The organism is Massilia sp. YIM B02443, assembly GCF_030411955.1.
Classification (GTDB): domain Bacteria; phylum Pseudomonadota; class Gammaproteobacteria; order Burkholderiales; family Burkholderiaceae_D; genus Telluria.
Window position 1 is genome coordinate 89,556 of record NZ_JASNRA010000006.1, and the last position, 26,044, is coordinate 115,599.

Below are 26,044 nucleotides of genomic sequence, written 5' to 3' on the forward strand. Positions count from 1 at the left end.
CGTTTTCAAACAAGGACCAGCATGCTCCGTCGCCTCGCTCTCGCCGCCACGCTGTTCGCCAGCTTCCCGTTCGCCCACGCCCAGCTGCCGGCGCCGGTGGCGCAAACGATGAAACTGAACGGCATCGCCGACCACGAAGTCGGGGTGCTGGTATTGCGCAGCGACGCCACCGTGCTGGCGCACGGCGAACGGGTGGCGATGCAGCCCGCGTCGACCATGAAGCTGGTGACCACGCTGGTAAGCCTGGAGCGCCTGGGCCCCGTGTTCCGCGGCCGCACCGAGTTGCGCAGCAACGGCCGGGTCGAGGGAGGCGTGCTGCGCGGCGACCTGGTCTTGAGGGGCGGCGCCGATGCCGACCTGGATGGGAAGGTACTGGAAGACATGCTGCGCGCCCTGCGCTACGCCGGCATCGAACGCATCGAGGGCAACCTGGTGCTGGACCGCAGCCTGTTCCAGCCGGCGCGCCAGGATCTCGGCGCGCCGCCTTTCGACGAGGCGCCCGAAGCCTATTACAACGTCATCCCCGACGCGCTGCTGGTCAACAAGAACATGCTGCAGGTCGACATGCGTTCTACCAGCGGCTCGCTGGCGCTGCGCATGCATCCGGAGCTCGACCGCGTGTCGCTGACGTCCGAGATGACGCTGGTCGACGCCGCCTGCGCCAAATGGGAAGCCGGCTGGAAGCTGCCCGAAGCGCGGCGCCAGCCCGACGGCAGCGTGCAGGTGGTCTTGCGCGGCACCTTCCCGAAGAACTGCGTGCACAGCTACGGCATCAATGTGCTCGACCGCGACGACTACGTCGGCGCCCTGGTGCGCCGCACCTGGCAGGGACTGGGCGGCACCATCAGCGGCCGCACGCTGGCCGGGACCACGCCGCCGGATACCCGTCTGCTGGCCGCGCACGCCGCGCGCGCCCTGCCCGAAATCATCCGCGACACCAACAAGCTGTCGGACAACGCGCTGGCGCGCACCCTGCTTCTGAGCCTTGGCAGCCTGCAGGCCGACCCGCTCGAAGGCAGCCTGCCGCTGCCGGCTCCGCAGGAAGGCGTGACAACGCAAGCACGCGCCGACGCCGCGATCCGCGACTGGATGCGCAGCCAGCGCATCGACGATGCGGGCTTCGTGATCGAGAACGGTTCCGGCCTGTCGCGCACCGAGCGCATCACCCCGCAGCAGATGGGGCAAGTCCTCCAGGCCGGCCTGCGCAGCCAGTGGGCGCCCGAATTCCAGGCCAGCCTGCCGATCGGCGCGGTCGACGGCACCATGCGCCGGCGCCTGCAGGACAGCCCGGCGGCGGGCCGCGCGCGCCTGAAGACCGGCTCCATCCGCAATGTCGTGGCGCTGGCCGGCTACGTGCCGGATGCGGGCGGTACGCCGTGCGTGTTCGTGGCGTTCGTGAACAGCGAGCGCGCCGGCGAAGGGCGCGGACGGGCGGTGCTCGATGCGCTGGTGGATTGGGTGGCAAGATCGGGAACTGCGCAGTTGCCTGCCCCCGTACAGCCGCAAGCGCCGGCGGCCCTGCAGCCGGTCTTATAGCCGCCCAGCGTCTACAACACGCGGCGGAAGGTCGACCGCACCAGTTCGCGGTCGCCGCAATCGAAATGCCACCACTCGGTGCGGATGGCGAGGAAGCCCGCCTGCAGCATCGCCGCCCGCAGCAGGCGGCGGTTGGCCACCTGCTCGTCGCTGAGCTTCCCGGCCAGCAGGAAGCCTTCTTCCAGCGCCGGATGCGAGAGCTCCGTCATGTCGTCGAAACCGGTGCCCATGTCCAGTTCGCGCCCCGTCGCATCCACCAGCGTGAGGTCGAGCGCCATGCCGTAGGAGTGGATCGAGCCGCGCGCCGGGTCGGCCAGGTACAGGCGCAGGCCGGTGCCGTCCAGCGCGTCCCACAGCTGCTGCTGCACCCGTTGCGGGCGCAGGGCGTCCAGCACCAGCGGTGTCAGGTCCGGGCGGCGCTCCTTGAGCCAGGCCACCACGCGCTCCAGGGCTTCGGCGGCCCGCACGTGCAGCCAGGCGCAGTCGTAGGGCGAATACAGGTCGCGGCCGACGAAGTTGTTGTCCGTGGCATAGCGCAGGTCGACCCGGATGCCGGCGATGCTGTCCAGGTGGCGGAACTCGGGGTTAGCCGCCACGTCTTCGCTGGCCACGGTATGGATCATGGCGTGTTCGGTTCGAGCAGGGCGCGCGCGCTGGCGCCGATGCAGTTGGCCAGCTCGCGCGCGCCGTGCGACAGCGGCGCGTGACTGGCGCTGAGCAGGTACAGGTGCACGGGAATCGCCGGCGCCCACTGGCGGCACTGCACCTTCGACCGGTCGCTTGACGCAGCGGTGAAAGGATCGAGCACCGCGCTGCCGGCGCCGGCTTCGACCAGCGAGCGCGCGATCTGATAAGTCTGCACCACGGTGTGGAACAGCGGCGCTACGTCCTGCGCTTCGCAGGCCGCCACCATGATCTCGCCCAGCGGATCGTTGCCGGCCAGGCCGATCAGCTCTCCGCGCAGGCCAGCGGCGGATACCGGCGTGGCGCATTCTTCGTCGCTCCAGGTGCCGCGTGGCGCCACCACGGTCAACAGGCCGTGGGCGATCGGCTCGGCCACGATGCCGGGATGGCGCGGGTCCTGCAGCGACAGCCCCAGGTCGGCTTCGCCCAGGCGCAGCACGTTGACGATTTCGCCGGTATGGTGGGTGGCCAGTTCGCAGCGCGCCTGCGGAAAGTCGCGCCGCCAGCTGGTGACCGCCGCCGGCAGGATGCTGGTGGCGATGGTCGGCGTGGAGACCAGGCGCACGGTTTCCAGCGCCCGGCTTTTGAGGCTGGCGGCCAGGCGCCGGATGCCCTGCAGGTCGCGGTTGAGTTTCTCGGTTTCGGCGAACAGGCGGTGCGCCTCGGGCTTGGGATACAGCTTGCCGCGCACGCGCTCGAACAGCGGCATGCCCAGCTGCAGCTCGGCGTGCTGCAGCACCTTGGTCACTGCCGGCTGCGAGATGTGCAGCACCTGGGCGGCGCCGCTGATGGTGCCGACCTGCATGATGGCGTGGAAGACTTCGATATGGCGCAGACGCATCGCTTCATCCTTCAGAAAGGTCGACGGCGCGGCCCGCAGCATGCGCCGACCCGTCGAAGGATACAGCGAAACCGGGGCCGCGGCGCCGCTTACAGCGTGCTGGTGCCGGTCGGCGCAGGCGCAGGCGGCGTCGGCGGCACCGGTGGTACCGGCGCGGTTTCCGGCAGCGGTGACGCTGGCGGAACAGGCGCCGGGACTGGCGGCACGGCCGGTGCGGTGAGCGGTGCCGAAGTTGGCGGCACTGCGGGCGGCGCTGGTGGCACCGGCTGGCCCGGCATCAAAGGCACCGGCATCGGCACCGGCGGCACCGGCGGCGTGATCACCGGCAGCGGCGTGCCCGGCGGCGTGGTCAGGACTTCCAGCAGCGCCGCGGTCTCGGCGTCCGGCACGCCGGCGATGTCGCGCGGGCGGTACTTCATCTGGAACGCGGTCAGCACCGCGCGCGTCTGCACGTCCAGCACGCCGCTCTGCACGAAGCCGAAGCCGTGGGTGGCCAGCTTGCGCTGGAACCAGGCGACGTCCGGCAGGGTGGCGTCGAACACCGGACGCACGGCGGCCAGGCGGTTGGCGTCCGGCCACTTGATCAGCCCTTCCTGCGCCAGGCGCTGCCACGGGAACTGCGGCCCCGGGTCTTGCTTCCTCAGCGGCGCGATGTCGCTGTGGCCGAGGATGTTCTCGGGCGCGATGCCGTGGCGCTGCACGATGTCCTTCAGCAGCGGCACCAGGGCGTCGATCTGGGTCTGCGCGAACGGCGCGTAGACGCGGCCCTGCGGCGTGTCCTTCCAGCCCGGGTTGACGATCTCGATGCCGATCGAGCTGTTGTTCAGCTGCGTGAAATTCTTCCAGCTCGAATTGCCCGCGTGCCAGGCGGCGCGGTTCTCGTCGACCAGGCGGTAGATCTTCGGCTGCGCTTCGTCGGTGAGCAGGTAATGGGCGCTGACTTCCTGCTCGGTCAGGATCTTGATCGAGCGGGGCGTGTCGGACACGGTGTAGTGCAGCACCACGAAGCGCGCCCGGCTGGCCTGGCCCTTGGCGGTGTAGGTGTCGTCGTATTGCTTGACGCCGGTGGTGGTGCAACCGGCCAGCACGGACAGGGCAAGAATGGCGGCGAGCGATTTCATGGGGGTTCCTGTGAATGGGTTGATGGGGCGGCGCCGGCCCCGAGTGCCAGGCGCGCGGCGGCATGATGCGAGCGCAATCCGGTCTGGCTCAGCGAGACGCTGGCCGGCAGCGCGGCGCGCATGGTGTCGACGATGACGGGATGCAGTTCGGCGGCGCGGCCGGCCAGCGCCACCGGGCGTTCGCCGAAGCGGTTCACCAGCGCCAGCGCCAGCCGGGCCAGCTCGCGCCCGGCCTCGCGCAGGATGGCGGCGGCGGCCGGATCGCGCTCGGCGCTGGCGGCGACGGCCAGCGCCAGGCGGCCGACCGCGCCGCGTTCGCCGCCATAGATGAACTGGCGCGACAAGGCCCAATCGGCGCCGCCGATGTGGTCGAACACGGCGTGCGCCATGGGCGACGCGCGCCAGGCGCCGGGGTCTTCGTCCTCCTTGCGCCAGATCTGGCGCAGCGCTTCGCGCGCGATCCAGAAGCCGCCGCCGCCGTCATCCAGCACCACGCCACGGCCGCCGGCGCGGTGGAACTGGCCGTCAAGGTCGATGAAGGCGCCGATCGAGCCGGTGCCGGCGTAGACCAGGTAGCCTTCGCCGGGCGCGAAGCTGGCGCGGTAGGCGATCTCGATGTCGTTGCACAGCGTGACCGCGCCGGGCGCCATGCCCAGCAATTCGGCCAGCCATGCGGCGAGCTGCGCGCCGTCGCCGCCGAAGCCGGTCAGGCCGGCCTGCACGTGCGCAGGACGCGCGTGCGCCAGCACCGCCTGCGCCAGCGCGGCGAAGGTGGCGCGCACGGCCGCGCGGCCGGACTCGGTGGCCATCTGCAGCGCGGACAGGCCGCCAACAACGCCTTCGGCCACGATCCGCCCGCCCGGCGCGGCGAGCGCCCAGCGCGTTTCGGTGCCGCCGGCGTCGATGCCCAGGCCCGGTGCGTCAGTGATGTGGTGGTCGGTGTGCATATGCCAGAGCTATGCTACCCGCATTACGGTTTCGGCCACACACGCACGCGCTGGCCTTCGTTGCCGAGGCGGTCGACGGCGCTCACCACCACCGCGTCGGCCGGGCCCAGCCTGGCGTCGTCGGGAATCGACCAGTCCACGCGCGATGCCGGCGCCACCGCGAAGCGCCATTCGCCGTTGTAGCGCGACCAGATCGCGTACAGGGCATTGGCGCTGCCGGCTTTCAGCTTGAGGTCGACCGACTTGGCGCGGCGCGCGGCGCTCACTTGCGGCGTGCCGGGACGCTCGCTGCCCATCCATGGCGAGGCCGGCACAAGCGCGGGGCCGGTATAGCTGGTGCTGCGCAGCTGGTCGGCGATGCCCTTGCGGTTCTGCATCAGGGCGACCATGCTGAAGTGGATGTGGCCGGTCGAGAGCGGACGCGAACGGGTCACCGCGACCTGCTGCACGATCTCCTGCGGCTGGTAATCCCTGCTGGGGGCGCCGATGCGGCTGGTGAACAGGCCCGGCCAGATGTGGCGGCCCTTCGGATTCTGCGCGATCCAGTAGTCGAGCAGGGTCGGATAGGCCTGGCCGCGCGGCCCGATCGGCCAGTACAGCTGCGGCGCGAAATAGTCGACCCAGCCTTTCTCGAGCCACAGCTCGGCGTCGGCGTACAGCTGGTCGTACTGCGAGAAGCCGACGATGCCCTGCGGACGGCGGTCCGGACGGCCGATGCCGAACGGGCTGATCCCGAAGCGCACCCAGCTCTTTTCGGCGTGGATGCCCTTGTACATGGCTTCGATCAGGCGATTGACGTTGTCGCGCCGCCACGAGGCGCGGTCGAGCGTGCCGCCGCCGGCCAGGTAGCGCTGCCAGGCCGGGTCGTCCGGGAACTCCAGCTGCGCCTTCACGCCGCGCCCGTCCAGCGCGGCGGCATTGCCCGCCACTTCGGGCGCGGCATCGATCGGGTAAGGATAGAAATAGTCGTCGATGTGGACGGCGTCGATGTCGTAGCGGCGCACCACGTCCAGGATCACGTCCATGGTCTGCTTCGCCGCCGCCGGCTCACCCGGGTCCATCCACAGGAATTTGCCGTAGCGTTTCACCACCGCCGGATTGGTGTTGGTGATGTGGTTCGGCGCCGTCTGCGAACGCGCCGCGTCCATGCGCGCGCGGTAGGGATTGAACCAGGCGTGCAGCTCGATGCCGCGCGCGTGCGCCTGCGCCACCCAGAATTTCAAGGGGTCGTACCACGGCTGCGGCGCCTTGCCCTGGCTGCCGGCCAGGTACTCGGACCACGGCTCGATTTTCGAGGCATAGATGGCATCGGCCGACGGACGCACCTGCAGCACGATGGCGTTCAGGTTCAGGGCCTTGGCGCGGTCGAGGATGGCCACGGCTTCGGCCTGCTGCTGGGCCGAATTCAGGTTGGGACGGCTCGGCCAGTCGATGTTGGCGACGGTGGAGACCCAGGCCGCGCGCAGTTCGCGCGGGGCCGGCGGCGGTTCGTCGGCGCTGGGCAGCGGCGCCACGGGCTTGGTGGCGCAGCCGGCCAGCAGGGCGCCGAGGGCCAGGGCGGCGGTCAGGCCGCCGAGGGTGAAGTCACGTTTGGTAAAGTCGGGCAGCAATTCGAGTGTCCTAATTCTTTGTCGTTTCCGGTAGGGTTGGCGGCTACGCCGCCGACGCGTCGCTTGTTGGCGGCGCCGGGTTCGTGCCGGATGATCTGGCTGCCAACGATCACCGCGTCGGCGGCCGAGCCGCCAACCCTACGCTTATTTCTTACCGAACTCCGGGTCTATTCTCACCAGCGCCGCCATGATGAAGGCGGGGATGGTCGCCAGGCAGGTCCAGATGAAGAAGTTCTTGTAGCCGAGGGTTTCCTGCAGGTCGCCGCTCCACATTCCCGGCACCATCATGCCCAGCGCCATCAGGCCGGTGCAGATCGCGTAGTGCGCGGTTTTATGCGGGCCGTCGGCCACCATGATCATGTACATCATCAGCGCGGTGAAGCCGAAGCCGTAGCCGAACTGCTCCAGCGCCAGGAAGCTCGATACCGTCACCAGGTCGGTCGGCTGGGTCTGCGACAGGAACACGAACACCAGGTCGGGCAGGTGGATCGCGAACACCATCAGCCACAGGCAGCGCTTCAGCCCCAGGCGCGAGATCAGCCAGCCGCCGGCCAGGCCGCCCAGCGTCAGGGCGATGATGCCGACGGTGCCGTAGGCGATGCCGTATTCGGCGGTGGTCAGCCCGAGGCCCCCCTCGCTGACCGGATCGCGCAGGAACGGCGCCACGAGTTTGAGCAGCTGCGCCTCACCCAGACGGAAGGTAAGGATAAAGCCGACGATCAGCCAGATGTCGCGCTTTTTGAAAAACGCGGCAAAGGTGCCGAAGAAGTCGCGCAGCGGGTTGTCGCTGGACGGCGCCGGACGGTCGGTGTCGGGCACCGGCAGCACGAACTGGTGCCAGGCGAAGGCGGCGAAGAACACCGCGGCCATCACGTAGAACACGATCGACCAGGCCTGCGCCACGTCGCCCAGGCTCACCGCCAGGTAGCCGGCCAGCACCACCAGCGGCCCCTGGCCGAACAAAGTCGCCAGGCGGTAGAAGGTACTGCGCACGCCGACGAACGCCGCCTGCTGCTGCTGGCGCAGGCCGAGCATGTAGAAGCCATCGGCCGAGATGTCGTGGGTGGCGGAGCTGAACGCCATGATCCACATGACGGCCAGGCTGACGGCGAAGAAGGCGGGCAGGTGCAGCACGGTGCCGACCGCGATCAGGGACGCGCCCACCGCCAGCTGCAGCAGCACGGTCCAGCGGCGCTTGGTGCCGAACATGTCGACGATGGGCGACCATAATGGCTTGATCACCCACGGCAGGTACAGCAGGCTGGTATAGAAGGCGATGTCGGAGTTCGACACCCCCATGTCCTTGTACATGATGACGGACAGGTACATCACCACCACGTAGGGGATGGCCTGGGCGAAGTACAGGGACGGCACCCACAGCCACGGGCTGCTGTTCGCTTGCGGTTTTTGCATGGTTCTTTCGTGCGCCGGGCCGGCGAAAAGCGCTGGGGGCGCGGCGCCCGGATTGAAGCTCAGGCGAGCGCCCGGCGCACGCTGCCGTGCGCCGCTTCCAGCAGCGCTTGCGCCTGCTCGACACTGGTTTGTTTGGACAAGGCCACGATCGCGGTCTTGACGTGGAATCCGCACGCTTCCAGCGTCGTCCGCGCGGCATCCTCGTCGGCGCCGGTGGCGAAGCTGGTGAGGCGGATGGCACGCCGTACCAGTTTGGCATTGGTAGCTTTCAAGTCTACCATCAGGTTGCCGTAAACCTTGTTCAAACGCACCATCAGGGCGCTGGAAAAGGTGTTCAGCGCGATCTTCTGGGCGGTGCCGGCCTTCAGGCGGGTGCTGCCGGAGATGACTTCGGGGCCGGTGTCGAGCAGGATGCCGATCTCGGCCTGCTCGATCACCGGCGCAGCCGGGTTGTTGGCGAAGCCCAGCGTCAGCGCGCCGGCCGCGCGCGCCGCCGCGAGCGCGCCCAGCACGTACGGCGTGCTGCCGGAAGCGGCGATGCCCAGCACCACGTCGTTCGGACCGACCTCCAGGCCGGCCAGGTCGGCCATGCCTTGCTCATGGTCGTCCTCGGCGCCCTCGACCGCGACGAACATGGCGTCGTTGCCGCCGGCCAGCAGCGCTACCGCGCGCCCGTGCGGCCAGGAAAAGGTCGGATACAGTTCCACGCTGTCCAGCACGCCCAGGCGGCCCGAGGTGCCGGCGCCGACATAGACCAGGCGCCCGCCGGCCTCGATGCGCGGCAGCGCGGCGCCGACGGCGGCGGCGATGCGGGGGCCGGCCGCATGCACCGCCTGCACCGCGCCCAGCTGGTCGTCGACGAAGACGCTCACCAGTTCGGCGGTCGGGTACTGGTCGAGGGCGGCATGGGCCCGGGACGGGGTTTCGGTGTTGAGCATCGCCGTGTCGCTCCGCGCTGAAGGGGTCGAACCAGTGTAATACCAATTCGACAAGCACTTCCATGAAAGGATCGGGCCTCATTATGCCCAGAGGTTATGCGGTGCGGCGCAGGTCTCGATGCAACAATGCGCTTGCTCAGCGTCGCAATTCGGCGACGAAGTCGTAATGGTCGCTGCGGCAATAGGAATGGGTCAGCTCGACCGGCGCGCCCGAGTCCAGGTAGCCGACACGGGTAATGAACAGCACCGCGCGCCCTTCCGGCACCTCCAGGCGCTTGGCCAGCACGGCGTCGGCGTTCATGGCGCGGATATGTTGCAGGGCGCGCGCCGGCAGGTGGCCGCTGCCTGATAAATGGGCGTACAGCGAGGCGTCGACCTCTTCGGGACGCGGCAGCACGGCGGCCGGCAGCACGCTCACCTCGTAGGCCATGACGATGTCGTCGGCCAGGCGCAGGCGCTCCAGGCGCGCCACCTTCGCCCCCGGCGACAGGCCCAGGGCCAGCTGCGCGTCGGCGTCGGCCGCGGCCAGTTCGCGCCGCAGCCAGCGCGAGCGCGGGGTGTAGCCGCGCTGCTGCAGCTGCTCGGAAAAGCTCGACAGGTTCGACAGCGGCTGCTCGATGCGCGGCGCGATGTAGTTGCCCGAGCCGCGCCGGCGCACCACCAGGCCCTGCTCCACCAGCTGGTCGATCGCCTTGCGCGCGGTAACGCGCGAGACGTCCAGCTGCTCGGACAGCATGCGCTCGGACGGCAAGGCCTGGTCGGCCTGGTAGCGGCCCTCGCGCACGTCCTGTGCGAGCCTGCGCGCCAGCTGCATGTAGAGTGGCGAATGGTCGTCCTGGTCGAGCCGGAATCCTCGGGTGTCGGTGTGCATGGGGCGAGGATACCACTTGCGGCCACCCGGCCGTGCGCATGTCGCCTCGGCGCATAGATTCCGGTTATGCCCGCCCGTTCACCATTCATTGGCCGCAGCGGCGGGCGGCGCTTAAGCTCCCTGTCCACATCCGAAAAAAGAGTTTGGCATGCAGCACATCATCGTCATCGGCGGCGGCGTGGTCGGCCTGGCCTCGGCCTGGTGGCTGGCCGAAGCCGGCCACGACGTCACCCTGCTCGAGCGCGCGCCGGAGGTCGGCAGCGGCGCCAGCTACGGCAATGGCGGCCAGCTCAGCTACCGCTATGTGTCGCCCTTGGCCGACGGGGGCGTGCCGCTCAAGGCGCTGCGCTGGCTGTTCCAGGCCGACGGTCCGCTGCGCTTCAAGCCCGAGGCGGATTGGCGCCAGTATCGCTGGCTGGCCAGCTTTCTGGCCCACTGCCGCGCCGACGTCAACCGCCGCACCACGGCCAAACTGCTGCAGCTGGGAGAACTGTCGCGCCAGGCGATGGCGCAGCTGGCGCCTGTGCTGCCGTTCGAATCGTTCGGCTGGCGCGACGCCGGCAAGCTGGTGGTGTACCGCTCGCGCGACGCGTTCGCGCAGGCGGCCGATAAACCGGGCGCCGGCGAGATCTGGTCGCCCGAGCAGTGCGGCGCGCGCGAACCGTCCCTGGCCGCGGCCCAGCACCTGCTGGCGGGCGGCATCTACAACGCCGGCGAGGCGGTGGCCGACTGCCACGCGTTCTGCCTGCAGCTGGCCGAGCGCCTGCGCGCCCATCCGCGCTGTCGCGGCATCATGCATGGCGAAGCGCTGCGCCTGCGCGCCGAGCGTGGCCGCATCGCCGCCATCGAGACGAATGCCGGCCCGCTCGCCGCCGACGCCTACGTGCTCGCCGCCGGCATCGGGAGCCGCACGCTGGCCGCCAGCGCCGGCGTCAGGCTGCCTTTGTATCCGCTCAAGGGCTACAGCCTGAGCGCCCCGATCCGCCAGGACGATGTCGCGCCCGGGATCAGCGTCACCGATTTCGAACGCAAGGTGCTGTACGCGCGCATCGGCGACACGCTGCGGGTGGCGGCGATGGTGGACATGGTGGGCGAAGACCTGCGGCCCGACCCGAAGCGGGTCGATGGCTTGCTGCGGCTGGTGCGCGAGACCATGCCGCGTGCGGCCGACTATTCGCAGGTCGCCGTGTGGACCGGGCTGCGGCCGGCGACGCCGGGCGGCGCCCCGATCATCGGCGCCACCCGCTACGCCAACCTGTGGCTGAACGTGGGGCACGGGCCGCTGGGGTTCACCTTCGCCTGCGGCAGCGCCGGCATCTTGACGGATCTGGTGCAGGGCAAGGCGCCGCCGTTCGCACTGGATGGGTTGACGCTGCGGCGGTGAAGCTGGACCGGAGAATCAGCCGGCGTTCACGCCATCTCCACGTCACGCGGCTGGATGGCGTCGATGATCGCCTTGCCTTCGGTCTCGATCGTCTTCCTCAGTTCGTACATCATCTGCAGGTTCAGCCAGAACTCCGCAGTCGTGCCGAAATAACGCGACAGACGCAGTGCGGTATCCGGCGTAATGCCGCGCTTCTCGCGTACGATTTCGTTCACCCGGGCTGCGGTCAGGTGCAGCGCACCTGCCAGGGCGTTGGCTGATATGCGCAAGGGCTTGAGGAATTCCTCACGCAATATCTCACCTGAATGGATAAGACGCGTTCATTAGCAAACATACTATCTCCATCTGCTTCAACGTTAAGCAGCAGTATATCGCTGACCGATAAGTGACAGAAGCGTTCCAAGTTCTACAACAAGAGGAACCATCAGGTTTAATCTCCTGCAAACTTCAAGCGGCCGCAAAATCGCGGATAATTGCCGCCATGTCCCCCCGTCCTCCCTCCCCCTGCCCCTGCGGCGGCCCCAACTTCGAGCGTTGCTGCGCTCCTTACCTGGCCGGCACGGCCCTGCCGCCGACTGCCGAAGCGCTGATGCGCTCGCGCTACACCGCCTTTACACGCCAGGATGAGCCGTATCTTCTTGCCACCTGGCATCCCAGCACCCGCCCGCAAGAGCCACTGTTCGACGATGGCGAGTCGATGCGCTGGCTTGGCCTGGAGATAAAATCTGCTTTACGTTTACGTCAACGTAAAGCAGAATTGCCGGACGCTCCAGACCAGGACCCGGACCGCGACACCGTCGAGTTCGTCGCCCGCTTCAAGACCGGCGGCCGCGCACATCGCTTGCATGAGCTCAGCCGCTTCGTGCGCGAAGTCGACCCGGCTTCCGGACCCGACGGCGTGCCACGCTGGTTCTATCTGGACGGCAGTTTCCCTGAGAAGAAAACCAGCTGAGAACAGAAGGACGGCACATGCCCCAGATCGAGAGCAAACTCAACCCGCGCGGCGAAGACTTCAAGGCCAACGCCGCAGCGATGCAGGCGGTGGTCGACGACTTGCGCGAGAAAGTCGCGCATTTGTCCAAGGGCGGCGGTGCCGACGCTTGTGCTCGTCACCTTGCGCGCGGCAAGCTGCTCCCGCGCGAGCGCGTCGAACACCTGCTCGATCCCGGCACGCCGTTCCTCGAGTTCTCGCAACTGGCGGCCTATGACATGTACGATGGCGCCGCGCCCAGCGCCGGCATCATCACCGGCATCGGCCGCATCAAAGGCCAGGAATGCGTGATCGTCTGTAACGATGCCACCGTCAAGGGCGGCACCTACTACCCGATGACGGTGAAAAAACACCTGCGCGCGCAGGAGATCGCCGAACAGAACAACCTGCCCTGCATCTACCTGGTCGACTCGGGCGGCGCCAACCTGCCCAACCAGGACGACGTGTTCCCCGACCGCGACCACTTCGGCCGCATCTTCTACAACCAGGCCAACCTGTCCGCCAAGGGCATCCCGCAGATCGCGGTGGTGATGGGTTCCTGCACCGCCGGCGGCGCCTACGTGCCGGCGATGAGCGACGAGTCGATCATCGTCAAGGAACAGGGCACCATCTTCCTCGGCGGCCCGCCGCTGGTGAAGGCCGCGACCGGCGAAGTGGTGAGCGCCGAAGACCTGGGCGGCGGCGACGTCCATACCCGCCTGTCGGGCGTGGCCGACCACCTGGCGCAGAACGATCCGCATGCGCTGGCACTGGCGCGCACCATCGTCTCGAACCTGAACCGGGTCAAGCCGCAGCAGGGAGCGATGCGCCCAGCGCTTGAGCCTCGCTATGCGCCGGAAGAACTGTACGGCGTGATCCCGGTGGATACAAGAAAACCGTTCGACGTGCGCGAAGTGATTGCGCGCGTGGTCGACGGCAGCGAGTTCGATGAGTTCAAGGCGAGATATGGCACGACTTTGGTCTGCGGCTTCGCCCACATCTTCGGCATAAAGGTCGGCATCATCGCCAACAACGGCATCCTGTTCTCGGAGTCGGCCCTGAAAGGCGCCCACTTCATCGAACTGTGCTGCCAGCGCAAGATTCCGCTGGTCTTTTTGCAGAACATCACCGGCTTCATGGTCGGCCGCAAGTACGAAAACGAAGGCATCGCCCGCAACGGCGCCAAGATGGTCACGGCCGTCGCCACCGCTTCGGTGCCGAAGTTCACCGTCATCATCGGCGGCTCGTTCGGGGCCGGCAATTACGGCATGTGCGGCCGCGCGTTTTCGCCGCGCTTCCTGTGGATGTGGCCCAATGCGCGCATCTCGGTGATGGGCGGCGACCAGGCGGCGTCGGTCCTGGCCACCGTGAAACGCGACGGCATCGAGTCGAAAGGCGGCCAGTGGTCGCAAGACGAAGAAGCCGCCTTCAAGCAGCCGATCAAGGACCAGTACGAGCACCAGGGCCATCCCTACTACGCGTCGGCGCGGCTGTGGGATGATGGCGTGATCGACCCGCTCGATACCCGCACCGTGCTGGGCCTGGGCCTGTCCGCCGCCCTCAACAAGCCGATCGAAGACACCAAGTTCGGCGTATTCCGCATGTAACGTAGAAAGCTATCATGGACTTCCAGACCCTGACCGTATCGATCCTCGATGGCGTGGCCACCGTCACCCTGAACCGCCCGGAGCTGCGCAACGCCTTCAACGAAGAAGCGATCCACGAACTCGCCGTGGCCTTCGCCGCGCTGGGCACGACCGGAAACGTGCGCGCCATCGTGCTGGCCGCGAACGGCCCGGCGTTCTGCGCCGGCGGTGACCTGAACTGGATGAAGAAGATGGCCGGCTACTCCGAGGAGGAGAACCAGCAGGACGCGATGCGCCTGGCCGACATGCTGCGCACCATCTACCTGTGCCCGAAGCCGGTGGTGGCGCGCGTGCACGGCGACTGCTACGCCGGCGGCATGGGCCTGGTGGCGGCCTGCGACATCGTGGTCGCCAGCGACAACGCGGCATTCTGCCTGTCCGAAGTGAAGCTGGGCCTGATTCCGGCTACCATCTCGCCTTACGTGATCAAGGCCATGGGCGAGCAGGCGTCGCGCCGCTACTTCCTGACCGCGGAGCGATTCACTGCAGCGGAGGCGCACCGCATCGGCCTGGCGCACGAGGTGGTGCCGGCGGACGAACTGGACGCCACGGTCGGCGCCATCGTCAAGTCGTTGCTGGGCAACAGCCCGAACGCGGTCAAGGAAGCCAAGACGCTGGTGCGCGAAGTGGTCGGCCAGCCGGTCGGCGACACGCTGCTGATCGACACCGCCAACCGCATCGCCGCCATCCGCGCATCCGATGAGGGACGCGAGGGCGTGACCTCGTTCCTGGAAAAACGCAAGCCGAACTGGCTAAACAGTTAATATAGTTAGTAGATATTGGAATCAAAGTGAAGCAACAAACCTCCCTCGACTGGATCGCGCGCAGCCTGCGCAGCGTTTGGCATCCCTGCACCCAGATGCAGCACCACGAGGAGGTGCCGCTGATCGCGGTCAGCCACGGCAAGGGTCCGTGGCTGTACGACCATGAAGGCCGGCGCTACCTGGACGGCATCAGCTCGTGGTGGGTCAATATGTTCGGCCACGCCAACCCGCGCATCAACGCCGCGCTGAAGGATCAACTGGACAAGCTGGAACACGCGATGCTGGCCGGCTTCACCCACGAGCCGGTGATCGAACTGTCCGAACGCCTGGCCGCCCTCACCGGCCACGCGCTGGGCCACGCCTTCTACGCCTCCGACGGCGCCTCGGCGGTCGAGATCGCGATGAAGATGAGCTTCCATGCCTGGCGCAACGCCGGCTACCCGGACAAGCAGGAATTCGTCTGCCTGCAGGGCAGCTACCACGGCGAGACCATCGGCGCGCTGGCCGTCACCGACGTCCCGCTGTTCAAGGACGCCTATGGTCCGCTGCTGCGCGCCGCGCACGTGGTCGGCGCGCCGGATGCGCGCAACGCCGCAGAAGGCGAGACAGCGCAGGACGTCGCCAAACGCGCGATCGCCGAAGTCAAAGCCCTGTTCGAAGAGCGAGGCGACAAGATCGCCGCCATCATCGTCGAACCGCTGGTGCAGTGCGCCACCGGCATGGCGATGTACGACCCGCTGTACCTGAAACTGCTGCGCGAGCTGTGCGACCAGCACCACGTGCACCTGATCGCCGACGAGATCGCGGTCGGCTGCGGACGCACCGGCACCTTCTTCGCCTGCGAACAGGCCGCCATCTGGCCGGACTTCCTGTGCCTGTCGAAGGGCATCAGCGGCGGCTACCTGCCGCTGTCGCTGGTGCTGTCGACCGACGCCATCTACCAGGCCTTCTACAGCGAAGACATCACGCGCGGATTCCTGCATTCGCACTCGTACACCGGCAATCCGCTGGCCTGCCGCGCGGCGCTGGCCACGCTCGACATCTTCCAGGAAGACGATGTCCTGAACCGCAACCGCGAACTGGCCACCAGGCTGACCATCGCGCTGGCCCCGCTGGCCGAGCACGAACGCACGCGCCATTTCCGCCAGCGCGGCATGATCTTCGCGTTCGACGCGATCGAACCGGATAGCGACCGCGCCTCGACCTTCTCGCGTCGCTTCTTCAGTACCGCAGTCGAGAACGAACTGCTGCTGCGCCCGATCGGCCGCACCGTGTACCTGATGCCGCCCTACGTGCTGGACGACGAAGAAGTCGCCGGCCTGGCTGCGCGCACGCAGAAAGTGTTCGAATCGGTGATCGCGGGGTGATGCGATGAACCTGATCGCCGACATCGACCGCAAGCTGGACGCCCTCGCCGCGCACAGCCTGATCCGGCGCCGCCGCGTCACCGACGGCGCCTGCGCGCCGCGCCAGACCGTGGACGGGCGCGACCTGCTCGCCTTTTGCAGCAACGACTATCTGGGCCTCGCGGCACACCCGCAAGTCATCGAAGCCCTGCGCGAAGGTGCATCGTTGTACGGCGCCGGCAGCGGCGCTTCGCACCTGGTCTCGGGCCACAGCCGCGCCCACCAGATATTGGAAGAGCGATTGGCCGAGTGGATGGTGCCAAACCTGATCGAGGCGCGCGCCTTGAGCCTGTGCACCGGCTACATGGCCAACCTGGCGATCCTGACCGCGCTGGGCCAGGACGCCGACGCCATGATCTTCTCGGAAGCGCTGAACCACGCCTCGCTGATCGACGGCGCGCGCCTGGCGAAAGCCGGCGTCAGCGTCTATCCGCACGGCGACGTCGCTGCATTGGAAGCGATGCTGGCCGCCAGCGCCGCTGCGACGAAAATCGTGGTCACCGACAGCGTCTTCAGCATGGACGGCAACCTGGCGCCATTGCCGGAGCTGCTGGCCGCATGCGAGCGTCACGGCGCCTGGCTGGTGGTCGACGACGCCCACGGCTTCGGCGTGCTGGGCCGGAGCGGCCGCGGCGCGCTGGAGCACTTCGGCATGAAGTCGCCCAACCTGATCTACATGGGCACCCTGGGCAAGGCGGCCGGCGTGGGCGGCGCCTTCATCGCGGCCCACGCCAGCGTGATCGAACTGCTGATCCAGCGCGCCCGCCCCTACATCTACACCACGGCCGCGCCGCCGGCGCTGGCGCACGCCCTGCTCGCCAGCCTTGCTATCATTGGCGGCGCAGAAGGCGCGCAGCGCCGCGCGCACCTGGCGAAGCTGATCGACACCCTGCGCGGCGCCCTGCGTTTCGAACACTGGCAGCTGCCGGTCTCGCATACCGCGATCCAACCGGTCATCATCGGCAGCAACGACGACGCCCTGCGCGTCAGCGCCAGCCTGCATGAACAGGGGCTGTGGGTGCCGGCGATCCGGCCGCCGACGGTGGCGCCGGGCACGGCGCGCCTGCGCGTGACCTTGTCCGCGTCGCACACGCTGGACGACGTGACGCGCCTGGCGCATGCGCTCAATGAACTGGAAAAGGCCGCACCATGAACAACCTGAACGACAACGAAGAACCGGTGGTAGCGCCGCCGCCGAGCGCTGCGCAACCCGAGCTCGATGCGCCGGAGCCTGTGCTCGAACCCGAGCTGCAAGCCATTGAGAACGTGCCGACGCGCTTCTCGTGCTTCGTCACCGGCACCGACACCGAGATCGGCAAGACGCTGATTTCCGCCGCCATCCTGCACAAGCTGGCCTCCAGCGGCCAGCGCGCCTGCGGCATGAAGCCGGTGGCGGCCGGCGCCAGCATGATCGACGGCGCCCTGCACAACGAAGATGCCGACATGTTGATCGCGGCCGGCAACGTGCACCTGCCATCCTCGATCACCACGCCTTACATGCTGCGCGAACCGGCGGCGCCGCACATTGCCGCCGCGCTGGAAAACGTGACCATCGAGGCGGTCCCGATCATCGCCGCCTTCGCCGAGATCCAGGCGGCATCCGACGCGGTGGTGGTCGAAGGCGTGGGCGGCTTCCGGGTGCCGTTCAACGATACGTTCGACAGCGCCGACCTGGCCGCGCAACTGAACCTGCCGGTGATCCTGGTAGTCGGCATGCGTCTGGGCTGCATCAGCCACGCGCTGCTCACGGTCGAGGCAATCATTGCGCGCGGCCTGGTGCTGGCCGGCTGGATCGCCAACACCGCCGACCCTGACATGCGCTTCGAACAAGAAAACATCGACGCGCTGGCACAGCGCATCCCGGCCCCGCTGCTGGGCCGCGTGCCGCGTCTGCAAGAACCCACGGCCGCCGCGGCGGCCGCATTTATCGACCTCGCTGGACTGCCGGGATGGCCGTCCACGCGGGTCCAGTCCTGAAGGAATCACAACATGTCCGATATGAATACCGTCGCCCTGCACCGCCCAGTGGCTGCCATCAAAGAACGCGACAACGCCACCTGGCCGCTGGCCGACGTGCTGGCGCTGTTCGAGCTGCCGTTCCCGGAGCTGATGCACCGCGCTGCGACCCTGCACCGCGCCCACTTCCCCGACGGCGACGTCGAACTGGCGACCCTGCTGTCGATCAAGACCGGCGGCTGCGAGGAAGACTGCGGCTACTGCCCGCAGGCGGCGCGCTACGACACCGGCGTCGAAGCCAAGAAGATCCTCGACATCGACACCGTGCTCGACGCGGCGCGCGCGGCGAAAGCCAGCGGCGCCACCCGCTTCTGCATGGGCGCCGCCTGGCGCAGCCCGAAAGAGCGCGACATGGAAAAGGTCGAGACCATGGTGCGCGAAGTGAAGGCGCTGGGCCTGGAAACCTGCGCCACCCTCGGCATGCTGGAAGAAGGCCAGGCCGAACAGCTGAAAAACGCGGGCCTCGACTACTACAACCACAACATCGACACCGCGCCCGATTTTTATAACAACGTGATTTCGACGCGCGAATACCAGGACCGCCTGGACACGCTGGGCCGCGTGCGCCAGGCCGGCCTGAAGGTCTGCTGCGGCGGCATCGTCGGCATGGGCGAGACGCGCGAACAGCGCGCCGGCCTGATCGCGCAGCTGGCCAACCTGAACCCGTATCCGGAATCGGTGCCGGTCAACCACCTGGTGCAGGTCGCCGGCACGCCGCTGCACGGCATGGACAAGCTGGACCCGATCGAATTCGTGCGCACCATCGCGGTGGCGCGCATCACCATGCCGGAAGCGCGCGTGCGCCTGTCGGCCGGCCGGCGCGAGCTGGGCGAAGCGGTGCAGGCGATGTGCTTCATGGCCGGCGCCAACTCGATCTTCTACGGCGACAAGCTGCTGACCACCGACAATCCGGAAGCGGACGACGACCGCGTGCTGCTCGAGAAGCTGGGCCTGAAAACCCGCGCATCGACGCTGCAATCGGTGCAGAAGGAAGCCTGCGGCTGCTGATCCCGGCCCCGTAGTACCGCGCGGCCGGGGAGACACGGCCGCGCACCATCACATTGAACAACCATAAGCGAAAGATAAGCGCATGTTCACCAAGATCCTCATCGCCAACCGCGGCGAAATCGCCTGCCGCGTCGCCGCCACCGCGCGCCGCATGGGCGTCAAGACCGTCGCCGTGTATTCCGAAGCCGACGCCGGCGCCAAGCACGTCGCGGTGTGCGATGAAGCGGTCCTGATCGGCCCCGCCGCAGCCAAGGACAGCTACCTGCGCGGCCAGAAGATCATCGACGTCGCCAAGGCCACGGGCGCACAAGCCATCCACCCCGGCTACGGCTTCCTGTCCGAGAACGCGGAATTCGCCGAAGCCGTGCAGGCCGCAGGCCTGGTCTTCATCGGCCCGCCGGGATCGTCGATGCGCGCGATGGGATCGAAGTCGGCCGCCAAGCAGCTGATGGAAGGCGCCAACGTGCCGCTGGTGCCGGGCTACCACGGCGACGAGCAGGACCCGGCTTTCCTGCGCCAGCAGGCCGACCGCATCGGCTATCCGGTGCTGCTGAAAGCCAGCGCCGGCGGCGGCGGCAAGGGCATGCGCGTGGTCGAGCGTTCGGAAGATTTTGAAAGTGCGCTGGCCTCGTGCAAGCGCGAAGCGATCAGCAGCTTCGGCGACGACAAGGTGCTGGTCGAGAAATACCTGATCCGCCCGCGCCACATCGAGATCCAGGTGTTCGCCGACAGCCACGGCAACTGCGTCTACCTGCACGAGCGCGACTGCTCGGTGCAGCGCCGCCACCAGAAGGTGCTGGAAGAAGCGCCCGCTCCCGGCATGCCGGAAGACCGCCGCGCGGCCATGGGCGAGGCGGCGGTGAACGCCGCGCGCGCGGTCGGCTACGTCGGCGCCGGCACGGTGGAATTCATCGCCAACCAGGATGGCTCGTTCTACTTCATGGAGATGAATACCCGCCTGCAGGTCGAGCATCCGGTGACGGAAATGATCACCGGGACCGATCTGGTGGAATGGCAGCTGCGCGTCGCCTTCGGCGAACCGCTGCCGAAGAAGCAGCACGAACTGGCCATCCACGGCCACGCGATCGAAGCGCGCGTGTACGCGGAAAATCCCGAGAAGGGTTTCCTGCCGTCGATCGGCACCTTGCGCCACATGGACGCGCCGCGCGCGGTCGAATTCGAACTCGGCGCCGACGGAACCAATCCAGCCGCCGTGCGCGTCGATTCGGGCGTGCGCGAGGGCGACGCCATTTCTCCGTTCTACGACCCGATGATCGCCAAGCTGATCGTCTGGGGCGCGGACCGCACGCAAGCGCTGGCGCGCCTGGCGCAGGCGCTGGGCGAGTTCCGCATCGTCGGTTTGGCGACCAACATCGCCTTCCTCAAGCGCCTGGTCGAAGGCGAAGCGTTTTCCAGCGCCGACCTGGACACCGGCCTGATCGAGCGCCACGGCGCGGCGCTGTTCCCGCCGGCAGCTCCGGTCCCGCTGCGCGCGCTGGCGCTGGCAGCGCTGGTCCTGAGCGAAGCCGGCCAGGCAGCCAACGAATCCGATCCATGGAGCCGACCGAACGGCTGGCGCATGAACGGCGACTACCGCCGCACGCTCTCCTTTGCCGACGACTACAGCGCCGGCCAGGAAGGGGGCGCCTACCGCGTCGGCCTGACCTACCGCCACGACGGTTGGGAGATCGACCTCGACGGCCAGCGTCAGCGCCTGGAACTGGTCAAGCGCGACGGCGCCGAACTGTCGCTGCGCCTGGGCGACACCGCCCTGCACGGCTGCGTGCGACGTGACGGCGCCCTGTTCCACGTCTTCACCGGCGGCCGCCATTTCACGCTGGCGTACAATGACCCGATGGCACATGCCGGTGAGGCAGAAGCCGCCGGCGGACGCCTGACGGCGCCGATGCCGGGCAAGGTGGTCGCGGTGCTGGTCGAATCCGGCAAGATTGTTGCAAAGGGCGAGCCGCTGGTGATCATGGAAGCGATGAAGATGGAGCACACCATTGCCGCCCCGAGCGACGGCCTGGTGGAAGAAGTGCTGTACGGCGTCGGCGACCAGGTCGCGGACGGCGCACCGCTGCTGGCGTTCAAGGCGGCGTAAGCGCGGCAACAACAACACCACCCTGACAAAAACGAGGGGGAGACATGCGCATTGTCCTGTACCGGGGCGATGGCGTCATCGAGCCGTGGGAACGCGAGTTCGCGGCCATGATGCCGGACGTCCAGACGGTCACGTGGAAGGAAGGCGAGCTGCTGGCGCCCTGCGACTACGCCGTGTTGTGGAATCCGGCCCCGGCCCTGCTGGCGCAGCTGGGCGAGGTCAAGGCCATCTTTTTGATGGGCGCCGGCGTCGACGCCGTGCTCAAGTTCGGCGAGGCCCTGCCCGACGTGCCGCTGGTGCGCCTGGGCGACGCCGGCATGGGCGTGCAGATGGCCGAGTACGTGGCGCACGCCGTGCTGCGCTACTTCCGCCGCTTCGACGAGTATGAACAGCAGGCGCGCCACGGCGCCTGGAATCCGCTGCCGCAGCACGCCAAGGACAGCTTCACCATCGGCGTCATGGGTCTCGGAAAGCTGGGCATGCCGGTGGTCGAGGCGATGCGCCATTTCGGCTTCCCGGTGCGCGGCTGGAGCCGCAGCCCGAAGGACTTGCCGGGCGTGCCGACCTTCGCCGGCATGGAAGCGCTGGGCGACTTCCTGCACGGTACAAAGGTGCTGGTGTGCATGCTGCCGCTCACGCAAGACACCGGCAACCTGCTCGACCGCCACAATCTGGGACGCCTCGCCCCCGGCGCCTACCTGATCAACGTCTCTCGCGGCGCCATCGTCAACGAACCGGATCTGATGGCGCTGATCCGCTCGGGCCAGATCGCCGGCGCCACGCTCGACGTGTTCCGCCACGAACCGCTGCCGGCGCCGCATCCGTTCTGGAACGAACCGCGCATCACCCTCACCCCGCACATCTCGGCGCTCACCATGCGTCTGGAAGCCGTGCGCCAGATCGCCGCCAAGGTGCAGGCGCTGGAGAATGGCGAAACGGTCGCCGACCTGGTCGACCGCGAACTCGGCTATTAACCTTTGGATATTGAACATGAACCAGCCACCCCTGCCACCCAAGGTCAAGATCGTCGAAGTCGGCCCGCGCGACGGCCTGCAGAACGAAAAGGAAGCACTCGGCGCCGACGTGAAGGTTGAACTGGTCGAGCGCCTGGCGCGTGCCGGCTTCGTCAACGTCGAAGCGGCGGCCTTCGTGTCGCCCAAGTGGGTACCGCAGATGGCGACCAGCGCCGAAGTGTTGGCGCGCATCGAGCGCCGTCCCGGCACGATCTATTCGGCGCTGGTGCCGAACATGCAGGGCTTCGAGGCGGCTCTTAACGGCAAGGCCGACGAGGTGGTGGTGTTCGGCGCCGCCTCCGAGGCGTTTTCGCAAAAGAACATCAACTGCTCGATCGCCGAGTCGATCGCGCGTTTCGAACCGGTGGCCAAGGCCGCGAAAGCCAACGGCCTGCGCCTGCGCGGCTCGATCAGCACGGCCTTCGGCTGCCCCTACCAGGGCGAGGTGCCGCTCGACGCCGTGGGCGACGTGGTGGCGCGCATGCGCGACCTCGGCTGCGACGAGATCGACATCGCCGACACCATCGGCGTCTCGACCGCGCGCAAGACCCAGGCGGTGATGCTGCGCGCGGCGCAGGAGTTCCCGGTGACGCAACTGGCCGGACACTTCCACGATACCTACGGCCAGGCGTTGGCCAACATCTATGCGGCGATGGAAGTGGGGGTGGCGATCTTCCACTCGTCGGTGGCAGGGCTGGGCGGCTGTCCGTACGCCAAGGGCGCGACCGGCAACGTGGCGACCGAGGATGTGCTGTACCTGATGCAAGGGCTGGGGATCGAGACCGGGGTCGACCTGGATCAGGTGGTCGATGCGGGGCTGTTCATTTCGCAGCAGCTGGGGCGCAAGAGCATCAGCCGCGCGGGGAACGCGATCGCGGCGAAACGAGCGGGCTGACAGCGTAGGGTCGGCGGCACAGCCGCCAACCCTACGCGAAAAAGAAAAAAGCCGACAACTTGCGTTGTCGGCTTTTCTCACTAATGCTGGTCGGAGTACAAGGATTCGAACCTTGGACCCCCTGGTCCCAAACCAGGTGCGCTACCGGGCTGCGCTACACTCCGAAGAAGCAAGATAATACCGGCTTGGCGCCACTCGGTCAAGGGTTGGTGAAAAAAAACAATCCCGGCGTGGCGTTTGCCGGCGCCGGCACGTTACTCGCCCTTGATCTGCAACGCCCGCTCATACAGGGCATTCTTCTTGCGCCCGGTGATTTGCGCCGCCAGATTGGCCGCCTGCTTGACGCTGCACTCTGACAGCAGGATCTGCAGCACGCGCTCGGCCTCGGCATCCTCGGCGTCCGTCGCCGCCACTGCGCCTTCCACCAGCACCACGAATTCGCCGCGCTCGCGATGCTGGTCGGCCTTGACCCAGGCCAGCGCCTCGCTCAACGGGCAGCGGTGCACCTCTTCGAACAGCTTGCTCAGTTCGCGCGCGAACACCACCTGGCGGGTCGGCTCGAACGCCGCCATCAAGGCCTCGACGCAATCGACGATGCGGTGCGGCGCCTCATAAAACACCAGGGTCGAGGTTTCGCGCGCCAGCGGCGCCAGCGCCGCCTCGCGCCCCTTGGCCTTGGCCGGCAGGAAGCCGACGAAGTGGAAGCGGTCGTTCACCAGGCCGCTGGCCGACAGCGCCGTCACCGCCGCCGAAGGGCCGGGCAACGGCACCACGTTCAGGCCCGCCGTGCGCACCGCATCGACGATGCGCGCGCCGGGGTCGGACACGGCCGGGGTGCCGGCGTCGGACACCAGCGCCACCCGCTGCCCGTTGCGCAGGCGCTCGACGATCTTGTCGGCCACTTCGCGCTCGTTGTGCTGGTGCGCGGCGAGGGTCTGCTTGTTCAGGCCGAAGCGCTGCAGCAGGGCGCCGGTCTTGCGCGTGTCCTCGCAGGCGACCACGTCGGCGAGGGCCAGCAGGTGCAGCGCGCGCAGGGTGATGTCGGTCACGTTGCCAATCGGAGTAGCCACGACATACAGCGTTGCGGTAGGATAGGACTGCTGGGCCGCCTCGCCCATGACGGGAAGTCGGGCGATGTCGATGGTCTGCTGTTCTGTCATAAAGGGTTCCGATGCTGAAGAAAAAAAATCTCACGGGGCTGCTCTCCGCAGCCACCATGACGCTGCTGGCCGGTTGCGGCAGCACGCCGTTGCCACCCGATACCGGTTGTGGCGTACCGGGCGGATTTTGCGCGCCTGCGACGCCGGTGACAAGTGCAACGCCGGTCCAACCCACTTATACCCCCGCCCCGCAAGCGGATAGCGGCGTACGTACCAGCCCGGTCGAAGCGCCGCCGAACGCCGACGGCAGCATGCCGTCCGCTTCCGCGCTGCCGGCCGGGTCGAATGTCCGCGTCGCCCTGCTGCTGCCGCTCGAATCGCAGGCGCTGGCCCAGCCGGCCGAAGCGGTGCGCGCCGGCTTCATGGCGGGCTACGAGCGCGACCGCGCCGGCATCACCGTCAACCTGGTGCCGACCGGCGACTCGTCGCAGGCGGCGCTCGAGGCCTACCGCAGCGCGGCCGAGCAGAACGACATCGTGGTCGGCCCGCTGGCGCGTCCCGCCGTGGCGGCCCTGGCCACCGGCGGCGTCGTGACCAAACCGACGGTCGCCCTGAACCATCCGCAAACCGGCGGCGCACTGCCGAAGCAGATGCTGGTGATCGGCCTGTCGCTCGAGGACGAAGCGCGCCAGGTGGCCGACTGGGCCAACGGCGAACAGCCGGCCGGCAACGCGCTGGTGGTCACCGGCCGCGCCACCTGGCAGCAGCGCCTGTCGGGCGCCTTCAGCGCCCGCTGGAGCGAGCTGGGCCGCCAGCACACGACGGTCGAACTGCCGATCATGGACGGTTACGTCGACGGCAACGCGCTGGCCGAACTGCGCGCGCGTCTGCAAAGCGAGACGCCGCAATTGATGTACGCCGCACTCGACGCCAACCAGCTGCGCCAGGTGCGCAGCTCGCTCGGCACCTCGCTGCCGACCTACGCCACCGCCACCGCCAACCCGGGGCGCGACGCGGCCACGCTGCCGGCGGAACTGGCCGGCGTGCGCATCCTCGACCTGCCGTGGACGGTGCAGCCGGATCACCCGGCCGTGGGCCAGTATCCGCGCTCCGGCATCAGCGACAGCCTCGACCTGCAGCGCCTGTATGCGCTCGGCATCGACGCCTACCGCGTGGCGCGCGAGCTGGCGGCGCGTCCCACCGGCGCGTTCGAGCTCGACGGCGTCACCGGCCGCCTGTCGGTCGACATGAGCCGTCCGACCCCGGCCTTCCGCCGTGTCGAGACCGGCGCCGTGGTGCGCGACGGCGCCAGCGCCGCCACCGACGGCCGCGTGTTCGACGCGGCGCCGGGGCAGCTGCTGGGGCAGTGACATGTGGTCCGGGCGCCTGTCGGCACGGCAGGCCCTGGGCCGCGATTGGGAACAGGCCGCCCTGGCCTACCTGAAACGCCAGAAACTCAAGCCGGTCGACACCAACTTCCGCTGCAAGGGCGGCGAGATCGACCTGATCATGCAGGATCGGGATACCCTGGTGTTCGTCGAGGTGCGCCAGCGCGCCGATACTGAACACGGCGACGCCGCCGCCAGCATCACCCCGGCCAAGGTGCGGCGCCTGGTGCGCGCCGCCCAGGTCTACCTGTTGCGTTTTCCCGTCACCCCGCCCTGCCGCTTCGACGTGGTCGCCATTGACGGCGAGCGCATCGAGTGGCTGCGCAACGCCATTGAAGTGTAAGCAATTTTTACGGCGGTTGCCCAGAGGGCCTTGCTACTACACTATA

At 68.1% G+C, this 26,044-nt stretch carries 23 protein-coding genes, 1 tRNA gene and 1 pseudogene; 14 read left to right on the forward strand and 11 right to left on the reverse strand.

The annotated features are described in order from the left end of the window. Positions 1 to 21: 21 nt before the first annotated feature. Positions 22 to 1,536, forward strand: a complete 1,515-nt coding sequence (gene dacB / locus QPK27_RS08450) for a D-alanyl-D-alanine carboxypeptidase/D-alanyl-D-alanine-endopeptidase (protein ID WP_290417780.1) — start codon at positions 22 to 24, stop codon at positions 1,534 to 1,536. 11 nt (positions 1,537 to 1,547) lie between these two features. On the opposite strand, the gene QPK27_RS08455 is transcribed toward dacB, so the two are convergent. The 8 genes and pseudogenes from QPK27_RS08455 to QPK27_RS08490 form a co-directional block, all read right to left on the reverse strand. After that, positions 1,548 to 2,159 (reverse strand): M15 family metallopeptidase, encoded by a 612-nt coding sequence (locus QPK27_RS08455; protein WP_290417781.1) that lies wholly within the window; start codon positions 2,157 to 2,159, stop codon positions 1,548 to 1,550. Further along, a complete protein-coding gene (locus QPK27_RS08460; protein ID WP_290417782.1) occupies positions 2,156 to 3,061 on the reverse strand; it encodes a LysR family transcriptional regulator in 906 nt (301 codons plus the stop codon). Before QPK27_RS08460 ends, QPK27_RS08455 begins: the two co-directional genes overlap by 4 nt. Positions 3,062 to 3,411: 350 nt before the next feature. After that, a pseudogene (locus QPK27_RS08465) lies at positions 3,412 to 4,182 on the reverse strand (N-acetylmuramoyl-L-alanine amidase); the annotation flags it as partial. Continuing rightward, complete coding sequence (locus tag QPK27_RS08470; protein ID WP_290417784.1) at positions 4,179 to 5,129, reverse strand: N-acetylglucosamine kinase; 951 nt, start codon at positions 5,127 to 5,129, stop codon at positions 4,179 to 4,181. The pseudogene QPK27_RS08465 and the gene QPK27_RS08470, both read right to left, overlap by 4 nt. A gap of 23 nt (positions 5,130 to 5,152) precedes the next feature. Then, on the reverse strand, positions 5,153 to 6,739 hold the full coding sequence (locus QPK27_RS08475; RefSeq protein WP_290417785.1) for a glycoside hydrolase family 10 protein: 1,587 nt from the start codon (positions 6,737 to 6,739) through the stop codon (positions 5,153 to 5,155). A gap of 144 nt (positions 6,740 to 6,883) precedes the next feature. Further along, the gene (locus QPK27_RS08480; protein WP_290417786.1) at positions 6,884 to 8,152 is read right to left on the reverse strand and encodes an MFS transporter; all 1,269 of its coding nucleotides are present in this window, start codon (positions 8,150 to 8,152) and stop codon (positions 6,884 to 6,886) included. A gap of 59 nt (positions 8,153 to 8,211) precedes the next feature. Beyond that, positions 8,212 to 9,144, reverse strand: a complete 933-nt coding sequence (murQ, locus tag QPK27_RS08485; protein WP_290417787.1) for an N-acetylmuramic acid 6-phosphate etherase — start codon at positions 9,142 to 9,144, stop codon at positions 8,212 to 8,214. A gap of 82 nt (positions 9,145 to 9,226) precedes the next feature. Next, positions 9,227 to 9,961 carry a GntR family transcriptional regulator gene (locus tag QPK27_RS08490; protein ID WP_290417788.1) on the reverse strand — a complete coding sequence of 245 codons (735 nt, stop codon included), beginning with the start codon at positions 9,959 to 9,961 and terminating at the stop codon, positions 9,227 to 9,229. A 148-nt stretch (positions 9,962 to 10,109) separates the two neighbouring features. On the opposite strand from QPK27_RS08490, the gene QPK27_RS08495 reads away from it, so the two are divergent. Further along, positions 10,110 to 11,345 (forward strand): D-amino acid dehydrogenase, encoded by a 1,236-nt coding sequence (locus QPK27_RS08495; protein ID WP_290417789.1) that lies wholly within the window; start codon positions 10,110 to 10,112, stop codon positions 11,343 to 11,345. A gap of 26 nt (positions 11,346 to 11,371) precedes the next feature. Here the strand turns inward: QPK27_RS08495 and QPK27_RS08500 are convergent, their stop codons facing one another. Continuing rightward, a complete protein-coding gene (locus QPK27_RS08500) occupies positions 11,372 to 11,638 on the reverse strand; it encodes a HigA family addiction module antitoxin (RefSeq protein ID WP_374047030.1) in 267 nt (88 codons plus the stop codon). 188 nt (positions 11,639 to 11,826) lie between these two features. On the opposite strand from QPK27_RS08500, the gene QPK27_RS08505 reads away from it, so the two are divergent. The 10 genes from QPK27_RS08505 (at position 11,827) to QPK27_RS08550 (ending at position 23,167) form a co-directional block, all read left to right on the forward strand. Continuing rightward, on the forward strand, positions 11,827 to 12,297 hold the full coding sequence (locus QPK27_RS08505) for a YchJ family protein (RefSeq protein WP_290417790.1): 471 nt from the start codon (positions 11,827 to 11,829) through the stop codon (positions 12,295 to 12,297). Between the two features lie 17 nt (positions 12,298 to 12,314). Then, the gene (locus QPK27_RS08510; protein WP_290417791.1) at positions 12,315 to 13,922 is read left to right on the forward strand and encodes a carboxyl transferase domain-containing protein; all 1,608 of its coding nucleotides are present in this window, start codon (positions 12,315 to 12,317) and stop codon (positions 13,920 to 13,922) included. Between the two features lie 11 nt (positions 13,923 to 13,933). Beyond that, positions 13,934 to 14,725, forward strand: coding sequence for an enoyl-CoA hydratase/isomerase family protein (locus tag QPK27_RS08515; protein WP_374047037.1), 792 nt, complete (start codon positions 13,934 to 13,936; stop codon positions 14,723 to 14,725). 26 nt (positions 14,726 to 14,751) lie between these two features. Next, positions 14,752 to 16,092, forward strand: coding sequence for an adenosylmethionine--8-amino-7-oxononanoate transaminase (bioA, locus tag QPK27_RS08520; RefSeq protein ID WP_374047031.1), 1,341 nt, complete (start codon positions 14,752 to 14,754; stop codon positions 16,090 to 16,092). A gap of 4 nt (positions 16,093 to 16,096) precedes the next feature. Next, on the forward strand, positions 16,097 to 17,284 hold the full coding sequence (bioF, locus tag QPK27_RS08525; RefSeq protein WP_290417793.1) for an 8-amino-7-oxononanoate synthase: 1,188 nt from the start codon (positions 16,097 to 16,099) through the stop codon (positions 17,282 to 17,284). Beyond that, positions 17,281 to 18,108 carry a dethiobiotin synthase gene (gene bioD, locus QPK27_RS08530; protein ID WP_290417794.1) on the forward strand — a complete coding sequence of 276 codons (828 nt, stop codon included), beginning with the start codon at positions 17,281 to 17,283 and terminating at the stop codon, positions 18,106 to 18,108. Before bioF ends, bioD begins: the two co-directional genes overlap by 4 nt. 12 nt (positions 18,109 to 18,120) lie before the next feature. Next, on the forward strand, positions 18,121 to 19,155 hold the full coding sequence (gene bioB, locus QPK27_RS08535; RefSeq protein WP_374047032.1) for a biotin synthase BioB: 1,035 nt from the start codon (positions 18,121 to 18,123) through the stop codon (positions 19,153 to 19,155). An 82-nt stretch (positions 19,156 to 19,237) separates the two neighbouring features. After that, on the forward strand, positions 19,238 to 21,259 hold the full coding sequence (locus tag QPK27_RS08540; RefSeq protein WP_290417795.1) for an acetyl/propionyl/methylcrotonyl-CoA carboxylase subunit alpha: 2,022 nt from the start codon (positions 19,238 to 19,240) through the stop codon (positions 21,257 to 21,259). Positions 21,260 to 21,303: 44 nt separating this feature from the next. Continuing rightward, positions 21,304 to 22,233 (forward strand): glyoxylate/hydroxypyruvate reductase A, encoded by a 930-nt coding sequence (locus tag QPK27_RS08545; RefSeq protein ID WP_290417796.1) that lies wholly within the window; start codon positions 21,304 to 21,306, stop codon positions 22,231 to 22,233. Positions 22,234 to 22,249: 16 nt separating this feature from the next. Then, positions 22,250 to 23,167, forward strand: a complete 918-nt coding sequence (locus QPK27_RS08550; protein ID WP_290417797.1) for a hydroxymethylglutaryl-CoA lyase — start codon at positions 22,250 to 22,252, stop codon at positions 23,165 to 23,167. An 87-nt stretch (positions 23,168 to 23,254) separates the two neighbouring features. Here QPK27_RS08550 and QPK27_RS08555 read toward each other — a convergent pair. Then, positions 23,255 to 23,331: transfer RNA gene (locus QPK27_RS08555), tRNA-Pro, on the reverse strand. A gap of 90 nt (positions 23,332 to 23,421) precedes the next feature. Next, entirely contained in the window at positions 23,422 to 24,327 is a 906-nt protein-coding gene (gene rsmI, locus QPK27_RS08560; protein WP_290417798.1) for a 16S rRNA (cytidine(1402)-2'-O)-methyltransferase, read from the reverse strand. Positions 24,328 to 24,338: 11 nt separating this feature from the next. Here rsmI and QPK27_RS08565 point away from each other — a divergent pair, with 11 nt between their 5' ends. Further along, entirely contained in the window at positions 24,339 to 25,637 is a 1,299-nt protein-coding gene (locus QPK27_RS08565; RefSeq protein WP_290417799.1) for a penicillin-binding protein activator, read from the forward strand. 1 nt (position 25,638) lies between these two features. Further along, entirely contained in the window at positions 25,639 to 25,998 is a 360-nt protein-coding gene (locus tag QPK27_RS08570; RefSeq protein ID WP_290417800.1) for a YraN family protein, read from the forward strand. Positions 25,999 to 26,044 lie beyond the last annotated feature (46 nt).